The organism is Solitalea lacus (assembly GCF_022014595.1).
In the GTDB taxonomy this organism is placed as follows: domain Bacteria; phylum Bacteroidota; class Bacteroidia; order Sphingobacteriales; family Sphingobacteriaceae; genus Solitalea; species Solitalea lacus.
Window position 1 is genome coordinate 1,038,004 of the sequence record NZ_CP091740.1, and the last position, 21,191, is coordinate 1,059,194.

General features: G+C 41.6%; 15 protein-coding genes, 2 tRNA genes and 3 rRNA genes. 14 read left to right on the top strand and 6 right to left on the bottom strand.

Going from position 1 to position 21,191, the window contains the following annotated elements:
* Window positions 1-88: 88 nt before the first annotated feature.
* Entirely contained in the window at window positions 89-1,321 is a 1,233-nt protein-coding gene (locus tag L2B55_RS04430) for an ABC transporter permease (protein ID WP_237849086.1), read from the bottom strand.
* 210 nt (window positions 1,322-1,531) lie between these two features.
* Window positions 1,532-1,894 carry a HesB/IscA family protein gene (locus tag L2B55_RS04435; protein ID WP_237849087.1) on the bottom strand — a complete coding sequence of 121 codons (363 nt, stop codon included), beginning with the start codon at window positions 1,892-1,894 and terminating at the stop codon, window positions 1,532-1,534.
* Between the two features lie 72 nt (window positions 1,895-1,966).
* Here L2B55_RS04435 and L2B55_RS04440 point away from each other — a divergent pair, with 72 nt between their 5' ends.
* From L2B55_RS04440 to L2B55_RS04450, 3 genes are all read left to right on the top strand, one after another.
* Window positions 1,967-2,506: a DUF7935 family protein gene (locus L2B55_RS04440; RefSeq protein ID WP_237849088.1), complete on the top strand. Its 540-nt coding sequence runs from the start codon at window positions 1,967-1,969 to the stop codon at window positions 2,504-2,506.
* A 110-nt stretch (window positions 2,507-2,616) separates the two neighbouring features.
* A complete protein-coding gene (locus tag L2B55_RS04445; RefSeq protein WP_237849089.1) occupies window positions 2,617-4,158 on the top strand; it encodes an acyl-CoA mutase large subunit family protein in 1,542 nt (513 codons plus the stop codon).
* 440 nt (window positions 4,159-4,598) lie between these two features.
* Complete coding sequence (locus L2B55_RS04450; protein WP_237845150.1) at window positions 4,599-5,678, top strand: IS110 family RNA-guided transposase; 1,080 nt, start codon at window positions 4,599-4,601, stop codon at window positions 5,676-5,678.
* Between the two features lie 406 nt (window positions 5,679-6,084).
* Here the strand turns inward: L2B55_RS04450 and L2B55_RS04455 are convergent, their stop codons facing one another.
* On the bottom strand, window positions 6,085-7,674 hold the full coding sequence (locus tag L2B55_RS04455; RefSeq protein ID WP_237849090.1) for an IS1634 family transposase: 1,590 nt from the start codon (window positions 7,672-7,674) through the stop codon (window positions 6,085-6,087).
* Window positions 7,675-7,811: 137 nt separating this feature from the next.
* Between L2B55_RS04455 and L2B55_RS04460 the strand changes: the two genes are divergently transcribed.
* Both L2B55_RS04460 and dnaA read left to right on the top strand, forming a co-directional pair.
* Window positions 7,812-7,988, top strand: a complete 177-nt coding sequence (locus tag L2B55_RS04460; protein ID WP_237849091.1) for a methylmalonyl-CoA mutase family protein — start codon at window positions 7,812-7,814, stop codon at window positions 7,986-7,988.
* Between the two features lie 278 nt (window positions 7,989-8,266).
* On the top strand, window positions 8,267-9,694 hold the full coding sequence (dnaA, locus tag L2B55_RS04465; RefSeq protein WP_237850267.1) for a chromosomal replication initiator protein DnaA: 1,428 nt from the start codon (window positions 8,267-8,269) through the stop codon (window positions 9,692-9,694).
* A 383-nt stretch (window positions 9,695-10,077) separates the two neighbouring features.
* Here the strand turns inward: dnaA and L2B55_RS04470 are convergent, their stop codons facing one another.
* From L2B55_RS04470 to L2B55_RS04480, 3 genes are all read right to left on the bottom strand, one after another.
* Complete coding sequence (locus L2B55_RS04470) at window positions 10,078-10,902, bottom strand: TPM domain-containing protein (protein ID WP_237849092.1); 825 nt, start codon at window positions 10,900-10,902, stop codon at window positions 10,078-10,080.
* Window positions 10,865-11,296, bottom strand: a complete 432-nt coding sequence (locus L2B55_RS04475) for a TPM domain-containing protein (RefSeq protein WP_237849093.1) — start codon at window positions 11,294-11,296, stop codon at window positions 10,865-10,867. The genes L2B55_RS04470 and L2B55_RS04475 overlap by 38 nt, the downstream gene beginning before the upstream one ends.
* Before the next feature lie 123 nt (window positions 11,297-11,419).
* The gene (locus L2B55_RS04480; RefSeq protein WP_237849094.1) at window positions 11,420-12,004 is read right to left on the bottom strand and encodes a LemA family protein; all 585 of its coding nucleotides are present in this window, start codon (window positions 12,002-12,004) and stop codon (window positions 11,420-11,422) included.
* A 111-nt stretch (window positions 12,005-12,115) separates the two neighbouring features.
* On the opposite strand from L2B55_RS04480, the gene L2B55_RS04485 reads away from it, so the two are divergent.
* The 9 genes from L2B55_RS04485 (at window position 12,116) to rrf (ending at window position 20,941) form a co-directional block, all read left to right on the top strand.
* Entirely contained in the window at window positions 12,116-13,663 is a 1,548-nt protein-coding gene (locus L2B55_RS04485) for an NAD(P)/FAD-dependent oxidoreductase (protein WP_237849095.1), read from the top strand.
* Window positions 13,664-13,720: 57 nt separating this feature from the next.
* Window positions 13,721-14,203, top strand: coding sequence for a hypothetical protein (locus tag L2B55_RS04490; protein ID WP_237849096.1), 483 nt, complete (start codon window positions 13,721-13,723; stop codon window positions 14,201-14,203).
* Between the two features lie 6 nt (window positions 14,204-14,209).
* On the top strand, window positions 14,210-14,692 hold the full coding sequence (locus L2B55_RS04495) for a DinB family protein (RefSeq protein ID WP_237849097.1): 483 nt from the start codon (window positions 14,210-14,212) through the stop codon (window positions 14,690-14,692).
* Window positions 14,693-14,721: 29 nt separating this feature from the next.
* The gene (locus L2B55_RS04500) at window positions 14,722-15,087 is read left to right on the top strand and encodes a CoA-binding protein (protein ID WP_237849098.1); all 366 of its coding nucleotides are present in this window, start codon (window positions 14,722-14,724) and stop codon (window positions 15,085-15,087) included.
* Window positions 15,088-15,909: 822 nt separating this feature from the next.
* Window positions 15,910-17,429: ribosomal RNA gene (locus tag L2B55_RS04505) — 16S ribosomal RNA — on the top strand.
* Window positions 17,430-17,562: 133 nt separating this feature from the next.
* Window positions 17,563-17,640: transfer RNA gene (locus L2B55_RS04510), tRNA-Ile, on the top strand.
* 42 nt (window positions 17,641-17,682) lie between these two features.
* Window positions 17,683-17,756: transfer RNA gene (locus L2B55_RS04515), tRNA-Ala, on the top strand.
* 123 nt (window positions 17,757-17,879) lie between these two features.
* Window positions 17,880-20,756, top strand: a 23S ribosomal RNA gene (locus tag L2B55_RS04520).
* A gap of 73 nt (window positions 20,757-20,829) precedes the next feature.
* Window positions 20,830-20,941 (top strand): 5S ribosomal RNA (gene rrf, locus L2B55_RS04525).
* The 16S, 23S and 5S rRNA genes sit together here with 2 tRNA genes alongside, the layout of an rRNA operon.
* The last annotated feature ends 250 nt before the right edge of the window (window positions 20,942-21,191 follow it).

A 21,191-nucleotide genomic window follows, 5' to 3' on the forward strand; every position in this document is an offset into this window, starting at 1 on the left:
AGGTTTTGCGAATAGCCAATACTACTTAGTACAAGACATTATTCACAGTCTGATCAATAATTCCCTCTCCTGGCTCAGGAAGTTAATTTTATTCATAACGCAGTGCTTCAACCGGGTCAAGGCGTGATGCTTTGACCGCTGGGTAGAGTCCTGATATTAAGCCTACCGCAACGCAAAGGCAAATGCCAGCAGATATCCATAGCCAGGGAATTATAAACCCTCCGCCAATTAAAATGGAAAGTCCGTTGCCGGCTAGAATGCCAAGTATTATACCGCCTGCACCTCCTATAAGACAAATGATAATGGCTTCAAATAAAAACTGACTGCGGATAACATGTGGAGTGGCGCCAAGTGATTTACGTATGCCTATTTCACGAGTACGTTCGGTAACGGAAACCAGCATTATGTTCATTAATCCTACCGATGCTCCAATAAGCGTAATAGACCCTATAATAATAGCCGCAATGGTAAGATAACTTATAATGTCTAAAAATGTATTAGCAAGAGCATCGCTTTTGGTGATCTCAAAGTTGTTCTCTTGCGTAATGTTCAATTTTCTAATGTTACGCATTGATGCGGTGGCTTCTCCTATGGCTGGTTCCATATTTTGTGGAGTTTGTACACTTACGGTAATGGTGTAGCTTTTATTTTGGCTTCCTGATACCATTTTAGCTCTAAGTACTGGAATTAAACAAAAACGGTCGCCTGGGCCTACTGCAGCAGTTCCCTTTTCAGCCAATACTCCAATTACTTTGTATTTATCGTTTCCAATACTGATGATTTTATTGATCGGATCGGAATTTTCAAACAGGTTTTTCTTTATTTCATTTCCAATTATTACTACATTCCATCCATTTTGAACTTCTGAATTGGAGAAATTCCGGCCTTCGCCAAGCTTATAGCCTGATGTTAATAGGTAGTTTTCATCTCCCCCAGTTACGTTGATATTAGGGTTGGTTTTCTTGTTTGCATATTTTATTGTGGCTCCCCATGAACTTACTGTTGAAACCGAAACCAATCCGCCATGGTTGAAACGCTGCTTGAATTCTTGAGCTTCGTCGTATTTAATAGCCGGAAACCTCTTTGGGGCTGAACCTCCTCCCCCAATTCGTATTCCCATTCCTCTGTTCCTGATGGTGAACGAATTGGATCCCATGCTCGCAAAGGTATTATTAGCGTAACTTTTTACACCGTCAATAGCCGTTAAAATACCAACAAGGGCCATAATTCCTATGGAAATAATTAAGGCAGTAAGAGTAGTTCTCAAGCGGTTAGCTTTTATTGATTGTACGCCTACTTTCAGATTTTCACGCGGGTCCATGTGGTAAATTTCTAAATAAGAATTGATAAATAGAATTCTCAGAGCGAATGATTGACCAACTAAAATAATGAAGAGATAGAAGAAGTGATATGTTTCACGGAAATTTTACAGGAAATCGCTATTGGCTTATCTGCAAATTCTATCGCAAATGCCAAAGAAAAAGAGGAACTTGAATTAGCGAGTTCCTCTTGAGAGATATTTAAAGGTCTTTTAAGCTGAAAATGAGCTTCCACAGCCACATGTACTAGTGGCGTTTGGGTTGTTAAATATAAAGCCTCGGGCATTTAAACCATCCTGCCAGTCAACCTGCATGCCAACAAGGTAAAGGTTATGTGCCTTGTTTAAAAATATCTGAATACCTTCAACAAAGAAGATTTCATCCCCTTCTTTTTTCTTGTCAAAACCAAGAACATAGTTCATGCCTGAACAACCTCCGCCTTCAACGCCTACGCGTAACCCAAATTCTTCGGTAAGTTCTTTTTGCTCTATCAGTTTCTTTAATTCCTTAACTGCACCAGGGGTAAACGTTACCGGTACAAAGGTGTTTGTATTTGACTGAACTGTAGCTTCCATATTAAATACACTAAATTTTTTTACAAATATACATCCTAATTGTCATTTTTGTTTTTCGAATTAAATCATATCATGCTTTTAGAAATTTCAACTCAACAACTTTTTAACATTGGTATTCCTGTAGTGGGATTACTGATTCTTTTTGTTTTCTCGATTAAGGAGTACTTCAGTAAAAAAAATAAAGGATTAGGGGATCACTTGTTTGAGCTGAAAAAAAATGCTCAAAATCAAACATTGCCATTGCGTTTAGCAGCATATGAACGTTTAACTTTATTAATCGAAAGAATTACTCCTGCCAGTTTATTTATCCGTGTTTCGCCACAAGGACTAACAGCAACTGACATGCAGGCTGTATGTTTAAATGAAATTAGGAATGAATTTGAGCATAACTTGTCACAACAGGTTTATGTTAGTGAAGCTGCATGGCAGGCAGTAAAAAAGACAAAAGATGAAACTATTTTGCTTATTAACACTATTGCCTCTTCTATGCCAGCCAATACTACCGCTTTTGAATTAAGCAGGGCAGTGTTGGAGCATGTTAGTAAAATGCCTTCAGATCCTTATGCACAAACTAATTCCTTGTTAAGAGCAGAAGTGAGCAAATTATATTAATAGGAATAAATCGGCTGTATTTGAACAATAGAAAACTAATCGGGGAGTTTAGTTGATGTTTTGTTTTTCTTTGCACCGTTCACTGATGAAATAAAGCCAATCAAGAAATTATGAAAAAATTTATGACCACTTCTGGTATAGAAATTAAACAGCTTTATACCGAAGCCAAAACCATAACTGAAAAGCCAGGAGAGTTTCCGTTTACAAGAGGAATTCAGCCTGATATGTATCGTGGTAAGCTGTGGACAATGCGGCAATATGCAGGGTTTTCTACTGCTGAAGAATCCAATAAGCGCTATCATTATTTGCTGCAGAACGGAACAATGGGGCTTTCGGTGGCTTTTGATTTGCCAACTCAAATAGGATATGACTCTGATCATGAATTGGCAGAAGGAGAAGTTGGCAAGGTAGGTGTGGCAATTGATTCATTGAAGGATATTGAGATTCTTTTTGATGGCATTGAATTGCAAAAAATAACAACTTCAATGACCATTAATGCTACAGCATCTATATTATTGGCCATGTATATTGCTTTGGCAAAAAAACAAGGTGCTGACTTAAGGCAAATTTCAGGAACTATCCAAAATGATATATTAAAGGAATATGCAGCCAGGGGGACTTACATTTATCCTCCTAAACCTTCAATGCGCATCATTACAGACATTTTTGAATACTGTAGCAAGGAGCTTCCTAAATGGAACACCATTTCGATTTCAGGTTACCATATTCGTGAAGCCGGCTCAACTGCAGTTCAGGAACTGGCATTTACATTGGCTAATGGTAAAGCTTATTTAAAGGCGGCCCTTGCTGCCGGATTGGATATCAATGTGTTTGCTAAGCGATTATCTTTCTTCTTTAATTGTCATAACAATTTCTTTGAAGAAGTGGCCAAATTTAGGGCAGCTCGTAGAATGTGGGCTACTATTACCAAGGAATTAGGGGCAACAGACCCAAGAGCACAGCAATTGCGTTTTCATACTCAAACGGGAGGGTCTACATTAACAGCTCAACAACCCCAAAATAACATTATTCGTGTTGCGGTTCAGGCAATGGCCGCTGTTATGGGAGGAACTCAGTCATTGCATACCAATGGCTTTGATGAGGCATTGTCGTTGCCGACTGAGGAAGCTGCTCGAATTGCATTACGTACTCAACAACTAATTGCTTTTGAAAGTGGGGTGCCGGAAACGGTGGATCCACTGGCAGGCTCATATTTTGTTGAAACCCTTACCGATGAAATTGAGGCGGCTGCTTGGGCTTATATAGAAAAAATTGATGTCATGGGCGGAGCTGTTACTGCAATTGAGGAAGGATATATTCAACAACAAATAGCTGATGCTGCTTATCAGTATCAGAAGGATGTTGAGAACGGTGCACGAGTTATTGTTGGGGTGAACAAATTTCAGGTTGAAGAACCTCCTATGGGAGAGGTGTTCAGGGTTGATGACTCTATTCGAAACCTGCAAATTGAAAAATTGAAGAAGCTAAAAGCTGAACGGGACAATGACGCAGTGAGAAAATCGCTTGAGGCATTGAAAGGTGCTGCCAAAGACGGATCGAACTTAATGCCACACATTTTACAATCGGTTGAAAACTATGCCACTCTGGGCGAAATTGCAGATGTGCTAAGAGGTGTTTTTGGAGAGTTTTAAGCTAATATTTTGTTAACTTTAAGGTATATAATTTAACTTTACATTAAATCCAAAAAGTAATTAACAAATAAAAAATATCAACATACCTTAGCGTAAATTAAGGGCGAAATAGAGCAAAAAATCGCGTTTAAATAGGATTAAATGCGGTTTTTTGTTATTTTCAAAAAAACTTTTTTATCCACATTTTTTGTTCTATACTTGAAAAACGAACCGGGAAACCAGCTCTTGAGTTTGACAGCAAAATAACATAAAATATTTATAACCAAATAGATACGAAAAATCAGGCACACTACAAGAAATAGCTAAGTGGTTGATTTTAAAGATATTGATTCAAGGAGGCTACATTCAATACTGAAGGCCGTATGTTTGTAAAGGAATAAGTTCCAGGAAGTTATGTAAATTTAAGAAAGAACCCCTAAAATTTTATAACACTGGAACTTATGCAACCACAAGTTAATCAATTAGATTTTAGCGGTCAAAACATTTATGTTGGTTTTGACGTGCACTTAAAAAGCTGGCAGGTTACCGTTATGACTGAACTGCTCACCCATAAAACCTTTTCGCAGCCACCTAAACCCGAAGTATTACACCAGTATCTCCGGCAGAATTTCCCCGGCGGCACCTATCATTCCGCCTACGAAGCAGGCTTCTGCGGCTACTGGATCCATAACCGCTTGGAGGCTCTGGGCATTCACTCCATCGTGGTCAATCCTGCCGATATTCCCACCACCGATAAAGAAAAAGTGCAAAAAGAGGATTCCAGGGATAGCCGTAAAATCGCACACTCATTAAGAAGTGGCGCCTTAATCCCGATTTATGTTCCTTCCAGTAAAACCCTAGAGGACCGTTGTTTAGTTCGCACCCGGTCCATACTGACCAAGGACCTTGCCCGGTATAAAAACCGGGTAAAATCGTTCCTGTACTTTCATGGCATTGAACTACCTGCGCCCTTCACCAAAAAACAGTCCCACTGGTCGAAACCTTTTGTTGATTGGCTGGAAAGCATCGCTATGGCTGAGCAGAGTAGTAAAACGGCCCTGCAGGCCATGATTTTAGAAGCGAAACATTTGAGAGCCTCTGTATTGCAACTCACCCGGCATTTACTAGAGCTATCAAAAACAGGTACTTACCAGGAAGCCATCGCTTTACTGCGAAGTATCCCTGGCATCGGATTATTAACGGCCATGACCTTATTAACCGAGCTGGAGACGATTAACCGGTTTAAAAACACGGATCAACTCTGCAGTTTTATAGGACTCATCCCCTCGACGCATTCAAGTGGGGAAAAAGAACTAGCCGGTACTATCACCCGACGGGGGCATAGCGTGCTGCGCAGCGCCCTGATTGAAAGTGCATGGGTAGCCGCACGCCTGGATCCGGCACTGACTAAAAGTTTTCATGAGTATTGCCGGCGAATGGAACCGAATAAGGCCATCGTAAGAATAGCCCGGAAATTACTCAACAGAATCAGGTATGTATTAATAAACAAACAAGAATATGAGTGTGCAGTGGTTAAATAAAACTAAAACGCCATATAAAAACATCCTTTTAATCTGAGACTGATAACACGCTTCCTGCAGTGCTGGTCATTCTGTATCTGCTATCTGAAGGCTACAGCTCACTATCTATAAAAAATTAAACACGGCATTGCAGCCCGATTTACCGGTTCTGCTAATAGAAGGATGTTTTTATAGGCTTTTAGTTCATTGAAAAGACAGGTGTGTCTGAAGATTCAGGGCAAGAGAGTTTTCTTTAGCCATTTAGGACAATGAATACAGCAAAAAAGCCCCTGTCATTGTGGGGCTTCAAAGCTATATTCACCGTCATAAATCCTATTGCTGGTGAGTTGCTCTCCAGCAGCGCCCACTTCCTCTTCGGATTTATATCACAAAGGTAATCATTAAAAAAACTTCCAGATCTCTTGCTTTACAACATAGAAGGGAGCGATTTTAGGCCAAGTTTCTGCTGAAAGTCAGTTTCTTCCTCAGAGGCTGCAGATCGTAGGAAATAGTTTTTGTCCTGTTGCTCCACTAAACTCACCTGCATTTTATCGAGAAGTTTCCGCAGTTTTCCTTCGGTCGTCTTGAACCCGGCTTTTTCCAGTTTTAGCAAGGTGAAGTTCAGTAAGGTATAGGACAGGTAACAAAGGCAGATATGACCTTCTATCCGCTTATCTGTCCAATGAAACATTGGACGGGTTTCCAGATGGGATTTAAATGTGCGGAAGGTATGTTCAATTTTGTAAAGGTGTTTATACTGCTCCAGCGTTTCACTTACCGAGAGACTCTTATTGTTAGTGGCAATAGCCAGAAAGCCGTCAAAACGTTCATCGCGTTTTATTTTTTCCTGGTCCAGCTGATAGGTTTGTGAACCTTGTTTTTTCAAATAGAAACGACCCGCCTTTTTACTGAGGAGTTCGGGGCGGGATAATAAAGTTTCGGCTGTCTGCAGCTTTTCTGCCCGGTCGTGGGCATCTTTTTTTGCCCTTTTAGCCGAATAGGTCCCAATAATCACCCTTCCCTGATATTCGATCGTTGCATAGCGAACCATAACAAGCTGATCTTCACTATCGCTATAGCTCCATTCTCCATGGTAGTTCTTCAAGTCCAGCAGGAAATCCTGGAGGGAACCGGGAAGCTTCTTTAACCTTTCGCCTACAATAAATTCATAACCGCTTTCGGTGGTAACATCAAGATTGTTTTTGGAAAGCATCCCCCGGTCAGCCACTACAATCACCTGATTGATCTGATAGTCTTTCTTCAGGTCTTTTACCGCTTTTTCAAACGTATGACCTTCGAACGTGTCGCCTTTGAATACCTGATACCCTATAGGCTGTTTATCCCGGTCAATCAGCAGGCAAAACAAGATCTGGGTAGTACCAATCTTACCATCTTTACTAAAGCCCTTTTGTCGTAAAGCCCCCTCTTGTTCTAGTTCACTTTCAAAATAAAGTGTGGTGACATCATAGAAAACAACATCCAGTTGCTGATTGAATAAATCCCGGCCCGTTTGATAGATCTGCTTTTGGATCGCTTTGTTATAATCGGCCAGCTTATCTAAAGAACGGTACAGATGCTGCAGCTCTACTTTCTCAATGCCCAGGTATTCGTTTTGGTTGAAATAGGAGCTTCGTTTGCTGCAGGGATCCTGCAAGCGCTCAAGAATCATTAACAGCACAGCATTCTGCAGGTCAAAGCCAAGTTTATGCTTGCTGCCGATCTGCCCGAATAAACGGGGGAGTTTATAATGGGACAGGGCTTTGGAGAAAACCTGAAAGTAACCATAATTGAAACGGGCTTTTTCGCCCGTGGTAATTTCCAGAAGATCTTTCAGGTCGCCTCCGCCAAGTTCGTAAAGTTTTGAGCCGATACGTTTTAGCTCTTCTGGTGTATAGTCTTCCAGTTTACCAAGGGTATATAAAATACGATGACGGCTTATCCCGCTCTCATCGCGATAGCTTTCAACGATGCGTAAATACTTTCCTGACTTCTTGTTTTCTACCCTTAGAAAGGCCATGGGCCAAATCTAAAGTCCCTATAGGGAAAAAACAAAAAGTTGGCACACTACACTTTTTTGAAAAATCAATCCAAAAATGGGCCCTGCATACCTAAAAATGAGGTTTTAGAAAATAGTGCTGTCAAACTCAAGAAAAATTGAAGAAGCTAAAAGCTGAACGGGACAATGACGCAGTGAGAAAATCGCTTGAGGCATTGAAAGGTGCTGCCAAAGACGGATCGAACTTAATGCCACACATTTTACAATCGGTTGAAAACTATGCCACTCTGGGCGAAATTGCAGATGTGCTAAGAGGTGTTTTTGGAGAGTTTTAAGCTAATATTTTGTTAACTTTAAGGTATATAATTTAACTTTACATTAAATCCAAAAAGTAATTAACAAATAAAAAATATCAACATACCTTAGCGTAAATTAAGGGCGAAATAGAGCAAAAAATCGCGTTTAAATAGGATTAAATGCGGTTTTTTGTTATTTTCAAAAAAACTTTTTTATCCACATTTTTTGTTCTATACTTGAAAAACGAACCGGGAAACCAGCTCTCATTTCCCATTCATTCATAATCAATCTTTTATACTGTTTTTACCTAATGAATATGGATAGAACTTGTCATTCTGTATGGGAAAACTGTCTTAAAATTATCAAAGACAATGTGCCGGCCCAGAGTTTCCGAACTTGGTTCGAGCCCATCAAGGCTTTGAAATTAGACACCAATGTTTTAACCATACAAGTGCCTAGCGTTTTTTTCTATGAGTGGTTGGAGGAACACTATGTTTCGTTGCTTCGCAAAACCATTAAACATCAACTGGGTTCCGACGGACGTTTGGAGTATAATATTGTGATGGATAAATCGTCGGGTTCTAAAAATCCTTATACGGTTAATTATCCAACAAATAGTAATGGTGAGTTGAAAAATCAGCCGGTACCAATGCCTGTAAGTATCAATGAATCGATTAAGAATCCGTTCGTTATACCAGGATTGAAAAAGCTGAATATCGACCCTCAGTTGAATGCCAAGTACTCTTTCGACAATTTTGTTGAAGGGGAATGTAACCGTCTTGCCCGTTCAGCAGGGTTTGCTGTTGCACAAAAACCAGGTGGAACCTCGTTTAATCCTTTGTTTATATATGGAGGTGCCGGATTAGGTAAGACACACCTTGCACAAGCTATAGGATCGGCAGTTAAAACTATGTACCCGGATAAGTTGGTGTTATATGTTCAGGCTGAAAAATTCGGACAGCAGTTTGTAGATTCATTAAAGAACAATACCATTAATGATTTTGTTAACTTTTATCAGTTAATAGATATTTTAGTGGTGGATGATGTTCAGTTTTTCTCCGGCAAAGAGAAAATGCAGGATATTTTCTTTACGATCTTTAATCACCTACATACTAGTGGTAAACAAATCATTATGACTTGCGATAAGGCTCCTAAGGACTTGGTTGGTCTTGAAGAGCGATTGCTGTCTCGTTTTAAATGGGGATTGTCGGCTGATTTGCAGGTGCCTGATATTGAAACCCGTATTGCCATTCTTCAAATGAAGATGAAGGCTGATGGTATTCAATTACCTCAGGATGTTATTGAGTATGTTGCACACAACATTGATAACAATATTCGTGAGTTAGAAGGAGCTTTAATTTCTTTATTAGCTCATTCAACTTTAAACCGTAAGGAGATTGATTTGCCTTTGGCTAAGCAAATGCTTAAGAACTTTATTAAGCATTCGACCAAGGAAATTTCGATGGAATATATTCAAAAACTTGTATGTGAGTATTTTGAGATTCCACTGGAAATGGTAAAGTCAAAAACTCGTAAAAGAGAAATTGTTCAAGCCCGTCAGATTTCAATGTATTTGGCAAAAAGCCATACTAAGGCATCGCTTAAGTCAATTGGTCAATTTTATGGAGGTCGCGACCACTCTACGGTAATTTATGCTTGCCAAACAGTAGAAGATCTAATTGAGACCGATAAGAAGTTTAAAAACTGGGTTCAGGATATTCAGAAAAAGCTCAAAATGAGCTAAACAATAAAGACTATTACTTAATGAGTTTTATAAAAACAAAAGCCGTCCGGAAATATTTCTGGACGGCTTGGTTTTTAGTTGGAATTATCCATAAACCAACAAGTCCATTAAGATTTTTCTATCTAAAACTAATCACTAATCAACTTAACGATTACCTTTATATTTACTTCACCTTAACAGACTTGCTGCGAAACAAGAATATCTTTTAATTTTCTTCCTGTTTCTTAAATCCTCACCTGTACCTCGGCTTTGGTATGAACATCCGGGATATTAACTCCCGTGGTACTGTTATTTCCTGATTCACATCAGGATTATAAAGTTAGTTAAATTATTGTAAATGAGCAAATTAATTGTGGTAATAATTGCAGTATTTTTGCTCTCTTTTACCAACTGTCTCCGGCTCCTCCTCCCCCGAAATCACCACCTCCAAAACCACCAAAATCACCACCTCCGCCACTAAAATCACCCCAATCGTTATTGCCGCTATTTCTACCACTGTTGCCTAACATACTCATTAATACCCAAAATGGTAAGTCTGAGCCCGCACCTCTATTGGCTATATGTTGGTATCGTTTTCTTCTTAGTAATGAGAAAATGATAATCAAGCCAAAGATTAAAAATACCACAAACAATACGCCTCCACTGCCACCTCCTTTATTGTTCGATACCACGTCGTCTGGCCCAACGGTATATTCACCAGAAGCAAATTTCATGATGGCATCGGTGCCGTCGTTAATACCTTTAAAATAATTTCCTGCTTTAAATTCGGGCTTTATAATGGTTGAGGTTATACGCTTTGCATAGGCATCTGGGATTGCACCTTCAAGTCCATAGCCTACAGCAATAAATACTTTTCGATCGCCCATAGAGACGAGCAGTACTACACCATTACGCTTCTCCTTTTGTCCTACTCCCCATTTTTGTCCAAGTTTGATTGCATAATCAGCAATTTCATAGCCATTAAGTGACTGAACAATTACTACAGCAATTTGATTTGAAGTGGAATCATTATAAGCAACTAGTTTTCGTTCTAATTCATCCTTTTGGGAAGTGGTTAATGTTTGTGTATAATCATTTACTAACCTAGGTGGATTAGGTTTCTCGGGTATATCCTGGCCTACGACAAGGAATGAGAGGAATAGAAAGAAAAATAGAAAGAAACCTTTAAGTTTATTCATGGCCAAAATGGATGTCATCTGATAATTCATTTACGTCTTTATTAACCGGAGGGAAGTATTCTGATAATGCTTTGCCTGCCATTTCAATTCCTTTTACAACCCCCTCAACCAATAGGCCTTGTTTGAATTGTTGTAACATTGCTTGTTTTGTGTCCTGCCAGAAATTTTCACCTACATGCTTGTTAATACCCGCATCTCCAATAATGGCAAATTTTTGGTCTTCAATTGCAATGTAAATCAGTACGCCATTGCGCAAACTGGTTTTATGCATCTCCAAATGCTTAAAATAGTATGCAGCACGATTTAAAACGTCTTCTGGGCAAACTTTCTCAACGCAAACACGAATTTCTCCTGATGTTATGGATTCGGCCCATTTTATGGCCTCTTTAATAATTTTCCGGTTTTGTTCTTCAAATAAAGGCATGCTTAAGGAGTTTAGTTTTAATCCTGTTCAGAATGAAAATTGAGGATTTGTACGTTTAAACAAATCCTCAATAAAACTTTACAAATATTTGATAGTCAATTATATGTAATCTGACCTATTTTTTTAGAATTGAACTGTTGGTGCTTTTTCGCTACCCGGTTGAGCCTGGAAATATGGTTTTTCACTAAACCCAAACATCCCAGCTAATAAGTTATTCGGAAATGTTTTTACCTTTTTATTGTAATTTCCTGTAACCTCATTGAACTTGTTCCGTTCAACAGCAATTCTATTTTCCGTGCCTTCTAGCTGAGCCTGTAACTCCAGAAAGTTTTGATTGGCTTTTAAATCCGGGTATTTTTCGACCACAACCATTAAACGGCTAAGTGCAGAACTTAGGCCGTCCTGTGCCTGTTGAAACTTTTGAAATGTTTCCGGTGTTAATTTGCTTGCATCAATATTAACTGCAGTTGCTTTTGATCGAGCTTCAATAACTTGGGTCAAGGTTTCTTTTTCAAAATTAGCATATCCTTTTACGGTATTTACCAAATTGGGAATTAGATCGGAACGACGTTGGTAAACGTTTTGAACTTGTCCCCATTGTTGCTTAACATCCTGATCAAGGGTCACCATTTTGTTGTAGCCGTTACATCCGCCTACTACAAATATTAAAGCTAAAATGGCAATTACGCCTAATGCGATTTTCTTCATAGAACTAGTTAAAATTTTCTACTCAAATCTACAAAATTTATGCAAGGGCATTATTACCCTATAAATCTTTAATTTTGCGTCGATTTCAGAATAGCTATCTGACAAATAGAAATGATTAAAGAACTTGAACTGACAATTTTACCTGAATTTATTCAGGATATCGGGCATATACAACAGCAAATTGCTAATGACCTGCGTATTTCAACTAAACGGATTAATGGATTTAAAGTAGAAAAAAGATCTATAGATGCACGATCACGTGTCACTGTTTATCGCGCAAAAGTGTTGGTTTATATTGATGAACCTGCCCCTGCTCCCCATGTTTATAATTCCTTATACGAAAAAGTGAATGACCGAAAACAGGTTTTGGTTATTGGAGCTGGTCCTGCAGGCCTATTTGCTGCTTTACGTTTAATTGAATTGGGGCTAAAGCCGATCGTTTTGGAGCGAGGAAAGGATGTGAAATCCCGTCGTCGTGATCTAGCCGCCATTAATAAGGAAGGTGAGGTAAACCCTGAAAGCAATTATTGTTATGGAGAAGGAGGGGCAGGAACCTATTCTGATGGTAAACTATACACTCGTTCGACAAAACGAGGGGATGTTAATAAAGTGCTGGAGACTTTTGTAGCTCATGGAGCTTCTGAAGATATTCTTGTTGATGCTCGTCCACATATAGGGACGAATAAATTGCCACAAATTATTGTGGCCATACGCGAATCCATTTTAAATGCCGGCGGGGAAATTCATTTTGATACAAAAGTCATTGATTTTGATATTCCTTTCAGTCAGGTAAAAGGAGTGAAAACCTCCAAAGGTGATTTTCAGGCTGATAATGTTGTTTTAGCAACAGGCCATTCTGCACGTGATATTTTTTATCTCCTTCATCAAAGGAATATCCTCATTGAAGCTAAGCCATTCGCTTTGGGTGTTCGTATTGAGCATCCTCAGCGGTTAATTGATAAAGCACAATACCGATGCGATATAAGACATGAAAATTTGCCACCGGCTTATTATAGTTTAGTTGAGCAGGTAAATGGGCGAGGTGCATTTTCGTTTTGTATGTGCCCAGGGGGGATCATTGCTCCATGTGCTACTGAACCCGAGGAAATTGTGGTAAATGGCTGGTCGCCTTCTAAACGTAATAATCCTTACGCAAATTCAGGTACCGTTGTCCAAATCAATTTAGAAGATGTTAAGGGTGTTGAAAACGATTCATTGGCAGTTTTAAAGTTTCAGCAATCTATAGAGCGTAAAGCATTTCAAGTTGGTGGAGGATTGCTAAAAGCGCCGGCCCAGCGTATGGTTGATTTTGTCAACAATAAAATCTCTAAAGATTTGCCAGATTGTTCATACCATCCAGGAATTGTAAGCGCCGATTTATATGATGTGCTTCCCGGCTTTGTTGCTCAAAGTTTAAAAAATGCACTTCCTTTATTTGATAAAAAGATGCGGGGGTATTTTACCAATGAAGCAGTTTTGGTAGGGGTTGAATCAAGAACTTCTTCACCTGTCCGTATTCCTAGAGATAAGGATACATTGGAGCATCCTCAGATAAAAGGTTTATTTCCTTGTGCCGAAGGTGCTGGTTATGCAGGAGGAATCGTTTCTGCCGCTATTGATGGGATCAAATGCGCAGAAGCGATAATGAAATCTATCTGATTTTTCATTAAGCTTCTTTACAAGTAAAGCACTAACTTTATTGTAAACGTTGTTGCTATGGAAAAGCAATTAAATCTAATAATGGCCCTTCGTCAAACTGCCATTGAAATTGAAAAGGCTCCAAAATACCAGTGGGGACATATGGGGAGCTGCAATTGTGGCTATTTAGCTCAAAACTTAACAGGCTTAACTGCAGCAGAAATTCATATAAGTGCAATGAATCGAATTGGAGACTGGTCTGAGCAACTAAACGATTATTGTCCACAGTCAGGTTATCCAATGGATAATTTGATATTCGATTTACTTCAATCAGGTTTAAGTATTGAAGACTTGGCTCATCTTGAACGATTATCTGATCCATCCGTCCTGCGAAGAATTAATTCCGGAACGCAATCACTTCGATTTAACGTTGCAAAAGATGTAGCCTTGTATATGAATACATGGGCAGATATGCTTGAAGATCGACTGTTGTCAAAATTGGATGTTCAGGAACTCACCTTATTGTCAATAACAAACCCTCATTCTCTTTATTTGCATTAAAATGCTATGTCAACAAAACAGGTATTAATTGAAGAACTAGAGGCTGCTGTTAGTGGAGAACCTTGGCATGGTCCTTCCTTGCGCGATATTTTGAAATCCGTCAACTTTGCAATGGCAAATAGTCGGCCTGTTCCTCAAGTTCATTCTATTGCAGAAATTGTTATGCACTTAATTGCTTGGACGGAGGAGATTGCCGATCGATTGGAAGGGCATCCTTCTTCAATGCCTGAAAGAGGTGATTGGCCATCGGTTGACACATTGAATGAAGAGGATTGGAATAAAATTCTTTTTGATTTAAGTGCAGCTCACCAATTGCTTATTTTAAACTTGCAAGATTTTTCGGATGATAATTTGCAAAATATAATAGGAGCTGAAAGGGATACTCCTTTAGGATCAGGTTTAACCTATGAAGTTATGCTTCATGGTTTAGCTCAACATCATGCTTATCACGGAGGTCAGATTGCATTACTCTCAAAAATGCTAAAATAGAACATGCTTATTTAGTTTATAGTTTATTTATGTCAGGAAAGAAAACTCTTGTGCTAGGAGCCTCCACAAATCCAGAACGTTATTCATTTAAAGCAATTAATAGATTGGTTCAGCACAAGCATCCAGTTGTAGCTGTAGGTTTAAGGGAAGGCAATGTGGCTGGAGTTGAAATAGAAAAGCCACAAACAATACATAATGATATTGATACAATTTCTTTGTACGTTGGGCCGGCGCACCAACCGGTCTACTTTGATTATATTCTACAAACCAAGCCCAAACGTGTTATTTTTAATCCAGGGACTGAAAATATTGAATTGCAACAAATGCTTACTCAAAATGGGATTCAATTTGAAGAAGCCTGTACCCTTGTCTTGCTATCAATAGGTGATTTTTGATATTAATCTTAGAATTTTAATGCCAGGATGTCGCTCAGGTATTCTTTCTTAATAGATATTTAATCGACTCTACACGCATTTTTTATAATGTTTTGCAGCGTTTTTGTGTAAGAAAGACAAGTTTCTAGTTTAATTCATTAGGTTGTATTAGGGTGCTTTCAAATTTTTCCTGCAGTGCTCCAGGGTGTTAGGGGGTGATGGCGGAAAAAGGGGGAGCAAGGATTTGGAGGAACGGAAAAGAGTCGTACTTTTGCGCTCCGCAATCGGAAGGAAGGCGGCAGGAATTGAGGGACGAAAGGACAGGTGAGGGAAGGAAGCGAAGCGAGCGGAAGGCTACCTGGAAACAAAAAAAACGCCAAAAATTATTTTAAAATAAATTTGGCAGAAGAGAAAAAAAGTTTCACCTTTGCACTCCCGAAACGACGGGGACGCTGATGAGGAAGTCAACAGCGGAAGAAATTGAAAAACTGGCCTGAAGAGGAATCGAAAGCAGAAAAGCGAGAAAAAAAGTTAAAAAAGTTCTTGCAGAAATCAAAAAGATGCTTACCTTTGCAGCCCCGCTGAGACGGAAGGTCGGCAGCGAAAAAGAAGAAAGAAAAAACGACGAAGGATACAGGGAAGTCGCAAGACGAATCGGTTCGACTCCGGTACTATCCACGACAAGTTAACAGCGGTTAACCGAACGTTCTTTGAAGAGATGAGAATAGCGCAGCAAATTGTAGCAATACAATAAGCTAGCATACAATAACTGTCAATCCAAGAGACAATGGTTCTTCGGAACCACCTGTATCCGCAAGGATACAAGGAACAAACTTAAAGTATACAACGGAGAGTTTGATCCTGGCTCAGGATGAACGCTAGCGGCAGGCCTAATACATGCAAGTCGAACGAGATTAGGGGCTTCGGTCCCTATGAAAGTGGCGCACGGGTGCGTAACACGTATGCAACCTACCTCTAATTGGGGGATAGCCTTCCGAAAGGGAGATTAATACCGCATAAAACAGCAGAATGGCATCATTTAACTGTTAAAACTAAGGTGATTAGAGATGGGCATGCGTTGCATTAGCTAGTTGGTAAGGTAACGGCTTACCAAGGCTACGATGCATAGGGGATCTGAGAGGATGGTCCCCCACACTGGTACTGAGACACGGACCAGACTCCTACGGGAGGCAGCAGTAAGGAATATTGGTCAATGGACGCAAGTCTGAACCAGCCATGCCGCGTGCAGGATGACGGCCCTACGGGTTGTAAACTGCTTTTGTCGGGGAATAAACCTCATTACGTGTAGTGAGTTGAAGGTACCCGAAGAATAAGGATCGGCTAACTCCGTGCCAGCAGCCGCGGTAATACGGAGGATCCAAGCGTTATCCGGATTTATTGGGTTTAAAGGGTGCGTAGGCGGCGAATTAAGTCAGAGGTGAAAGCCTGCAGCTCAACTGTAGAACTGCCTTTGATACTGGTTCGCTTGAGTACAGATGAAGTGGGCGGAATGTGACAAGTAGCGGTGAAATGCATAGATATGTCACAGAACACCGATTGCGAAGGCAGCTCACTAAAGTGTAACTGACGCTGAGGCACGAAAGCGTGGGGATCAAACAGGATTAGATACCCTGGTAGTCCACGCCCTAAACGATGATTACTCGCTGTCGGCGATATACAGTCGGCGGCTAAGCGAAAGCGTTAAGTAATCCACCTGGGGAGTACGGTCGCAAGATTGAAACTCAAAGGAATTGACGGGGGCCCGCACAAGCGGAGGAGCATGTGGTTTAATTCGATGATACGCGAGGAACCTTACCCGGGCTTGAAAGTTAGTGAATAATCTAGAAATAGATTAGTGAGCAATCACACGAAACTAGGTGCTGCATGGCTGTCGTCAGCTCGTGCCGTGAGGTGTTGGGTTAAGTCCCGCAACGAGCGCAACCCCTATGTTTAGTTGCCAGCATTAAGATGGGGACTCTAAACAGACTGCCTACGCAAGTAGAGAGGAAGGAGGGGACGACGTCAAGTCATCATGGCCCTTACGTCCGGGGCTACACACGTGCTACAATGGATGGTACAGAGGGCTGCGACATAGCAATATGAAGCCAATCTCAAAAAGCCATTCACAGTTCGGATTGAGGTCTGCAACTCGACCTCATGAAGTTGGATTCGCTAGTAATCGCGTATCAGCAATGACGCGGTGAATACGTTCCCGGGCCTTGTACACACCGCCCGTCAAGCCATGAAAGCTGGGGGTGCCTAAAGACTGTAGCCGCAAGGAGCGGTTTAGGGCAAAACTGGTAATTAGGGCTAAGTCGTAACAAGGTAGCCGTACCGGAAGGTGCGGCTGGAATACCTCCTTTCTAGAGAAGGATAGCAGTTATCACTAGCTGCTGCGCTATACAATCTCATTTCAGACTTCAACAAGAGAAAACCCAAGTACCGGTAGGAAGGGTAGATGAATGAACAAGCCTACTGCCTGCAGGAACAATCCAAAGTCCCGTAGCTCAGTTTGGTTAGAGCACTACACTGATAATGTAGGGGTCAGCAGTTCAAGTCTGCTCGGGACTACCAAAGCGCAGGAAACGATAAAGCGGAAACAAGCGCACTTAACTTGGGGAATTAGCTCAGCTGGCTAGAGCACCTGCCTTGCACGCAGGGGGTCAACGGTTCGAATCCGTTATTCTCCACACTGAACCAAAGGGTTCATGAAGTTCTTTGACATATTGAAAGAAGTTACCTGAAAAGGTAAACGAGCAACAGATAGATTAATTTCTATAATGTAAGCATTAAGACGCAAGTCTTAGTAATAAAAGAAAGTTACTAAGGGCGCACGGGGGATGCCTTGGCTCTCAGAGGCGATGAAGGACGTGATAAGCTGCGATAAGCATCGGGGATTGGCAAATACGAATTGATCCGATGATTTCCGAATGGGGAAACCTAATCAGTTGAAGACTGATTGTATAAATACGCTAACCTGCCGAACTGAAACATCTAAGTAAGCAGAGGAAGAGAAAACAATAGTGATTTCGTAAGTAGTGGCGAGCGAACGCGAAAGAGCCCAAACCTATATTGTTACGGCAATATGGGGGTTGTAGGACAGTGCCGTGGACTTAACAAAAGAACAAGAATGCTTTGGGAAGAGCAGCCATAGAACGTGACAGCCGTGTATTGGTAAGATTGTTATACCTAACTGTATCCTGAGTACCGCGAGGTCGGAGACGCCTTGTGGGAATCTGCCAGCACCATCTGGTAAGGCTAAATACTACTGAGAGACCGATAGTGAACAAGTACTGTGAAGGAAAGGTGAAAAGAACCCCGAACAGGGGAGTGCAATAGAACCTGAAACCGTGCGCTTACAAGCGGTCGGAGCAGCGAAAGCTGTGACGGCGTGCCTTTTGCATAATGAGCCTACGAGTTACTTCTCACTGGCAAGGTTAAGGATTTCAGATCCGGAGCCGAAGCGAAAGCGAGTCTGAATAGGGCGCATAGTCAGTGGGAGTAGACGCGAAACCTTGTGATCTACCCTTGAGCAGGATGAAGTTGCAGTAACATGTAATGGAGGTCCGAACCGGTTTACGTTGAAAAGTATTCGGATGACTTGAGGGTAGGGGTGAAAGGCTAATCAAACTGGGAAATAGCTCGTACTCTCCGAAATGTTTTTAGGAACAGCCTGGCGGTTGAGTGTGCTAGAGGTAGAGCTACTAATTGGATGCGGGGGAGTCAAATCCTACCAAATCCAGATAAACTCCGAATGCTAGACACATATACGCTGGAGTGAGGCTTTGGGTGCTAAGGTCCAAGGCCGAGAGGGAAAGAACCCAGACCATCAGCTAAGGTCCCCAAATATATACTAAGTTGAACTAACGGGGTCCGATTGCATAGACAGCTAGGATGTTGGCTTGGAAGCAGCCATTCATTTAAAGAGTGCGTAACAGCTCACTAGTCGAGCGATCGGGCATGGATAATAATCGGGCATCAAGTATATTACCGAAGCTATGGATAATACTCTGTATTATGGTAGGAGAGCATTCTAACAGCGGTGAAGGTATTTCGTCAGAAATGCTGGAGCGGTTAGAAAAGCAAATGTAGGCATAAGTAACGATAATGCAGGCGAGAAACCTGCACACCGAAAGACTAAGGTTTCCTGATCAACGCTAATCGGATCAGGGTTAGTCGGGGCCTAAGGTGTAGCCGAAGGGCGAAGCCGATGGACAATGGGTTAATATTCCCATACTATCTATAATTGTGACGGGGAGACGCAGTGGTGAAAGATCCGCGAACTGACGGAATAGTTCGTTAAAGGCCGTACCTATATCATTCATAGGCAAATCCGTGAGTGATGGAGAAAGCTGAAAGTACCGCAAACCTACGGGGGCGCGGATAGTGATCCTAAAGGCTGCCGAGAAAATCCTCTAAACTTCAGGTTATAGATACCCGTACCGCAAACCGACACAGGTAGTCGAGGAGAGAATCCTAAGGTGCTCGAGTGAATCATGGCTAAGGAACTCGGCAAAATGGCCCTGTAACTTCGGGAGAAGGGGCGCCCCTTAACGGGGGCCGCAGTGAAAAGGTCCAGGCGACTGTTTAACAAAAACACATGGCTTTGCAAAATCGAAAGATGAGGTATAAGGCCTGACACCTGCCCGGTGCTGGAAGGTTAAGAGGGGATGTTAGTCCGAAAGGGCGAAGCATTGAATCGAAGCCCCAGTAAACGGCGGCCGTAACTATAACGGTCCTAAGGTAGCGAAATTCCTTGTCGGGTAAGTTCCGACCTGCACGAATGGTGTAACGATCTGGACGCTGTCTCAGCCATGAGCTCGGTGAAATTGTGGTATCGGTGAAGACGCCGGTTACCCGCAACGGGACGGAAAGACCCCATGCACCTTCACTACAACTTCACATTGACATTGGGTACAGGATGTGTAGGATAGGTGGGAGACTATGAAGCGGGTTCGCTAGGATTCGTGGAGTCAACGTTGAAATACCACCCTTTCTGTATTCGGTGTCTAACCCCGCGGACGTGGGGGACATTGTGTGGTGGGTAGTTTGACTGGGGTGGTCGCCTCCAAAAGAGTAACGGAGGCTTTCAAAGGTATGCTCAGTACGCTTGGTAACCGTACGTGGAGTGCAATAGCAAAAGCATGCTTGACTGTGAGGCCGACAAGCCGATCAGGTACGAAAGTAGGATATAGTGATCCGGTGGTTCTGCATGGAAGGGCCATCGCTCAAAGGATAAAAGGTACGCTGGGGATAACAGGCTGATCTCCCCCAAGAGCTCATATCGACGGGGAGGTTTGGCACCTCGATGTCGGCTCGTCACATCCTGGGGCTGGAGAAGGTCCCAAGGGTTCGGCTGTTCGCCGATTAAAGTGGCACGCGAGCTGGGTTCAGAACGTCGCGAGACAGTTCGGTCCCTATCTGTTGTGGGCGTAGGATATTTGAGTGGACCTGACCTTAGTACGAGAGGACCGGGTTGGACGAACCGCTAGTGAATCAGTTATGGCGCCAGCTGTACTGCTGAGTAGCTACGTTCGGTCGAGATAAGCGCTGAAAGCATCTAAGTGCGAAACTCACCACAAGATGAGATATCCATACAGGATCGTGGAAGATGACCACGTTGATAGGCTACAGATGTAAAGGTGGTAACATCACAGTCGAGTAGTACTAATTCTCCGAAACTTTCTGAAAAGAAAGCCTCGTTTACCAAAAAACAGCAGTAACTTCTTTCAACAATATGTCGAAACAGAACTGAAAAGATATTCAGGTGCCTATATCGGCGGTGTCCACCTCTTCCCATTCCGAACAGAGAAGTTAAGCCCGCCAGAGCCGATGGTACTGCCGTAACAGGTGGGAGAGTAGGTCGGTGCCGATTTTTATACGAAGGGAACCCCGCAAAGGTTCCCTTTCGTTTTTTAGGCTGAATTTACCTCAATATTATACTCCGGTATTCGTTCATGATTCCATAACTATTCTATATTTTTGCCTACATCCTACTGCTTTCATGGTTTCATTTTTGGAGCATTATTGATTTTTTTGTCTTGACAGTCAGTTGATTGGCCCTTTGTTTCGTTTTGGCCTATCAATGAATTGATCCGGTGCTTATCTTGTGCTTCTATCATTTA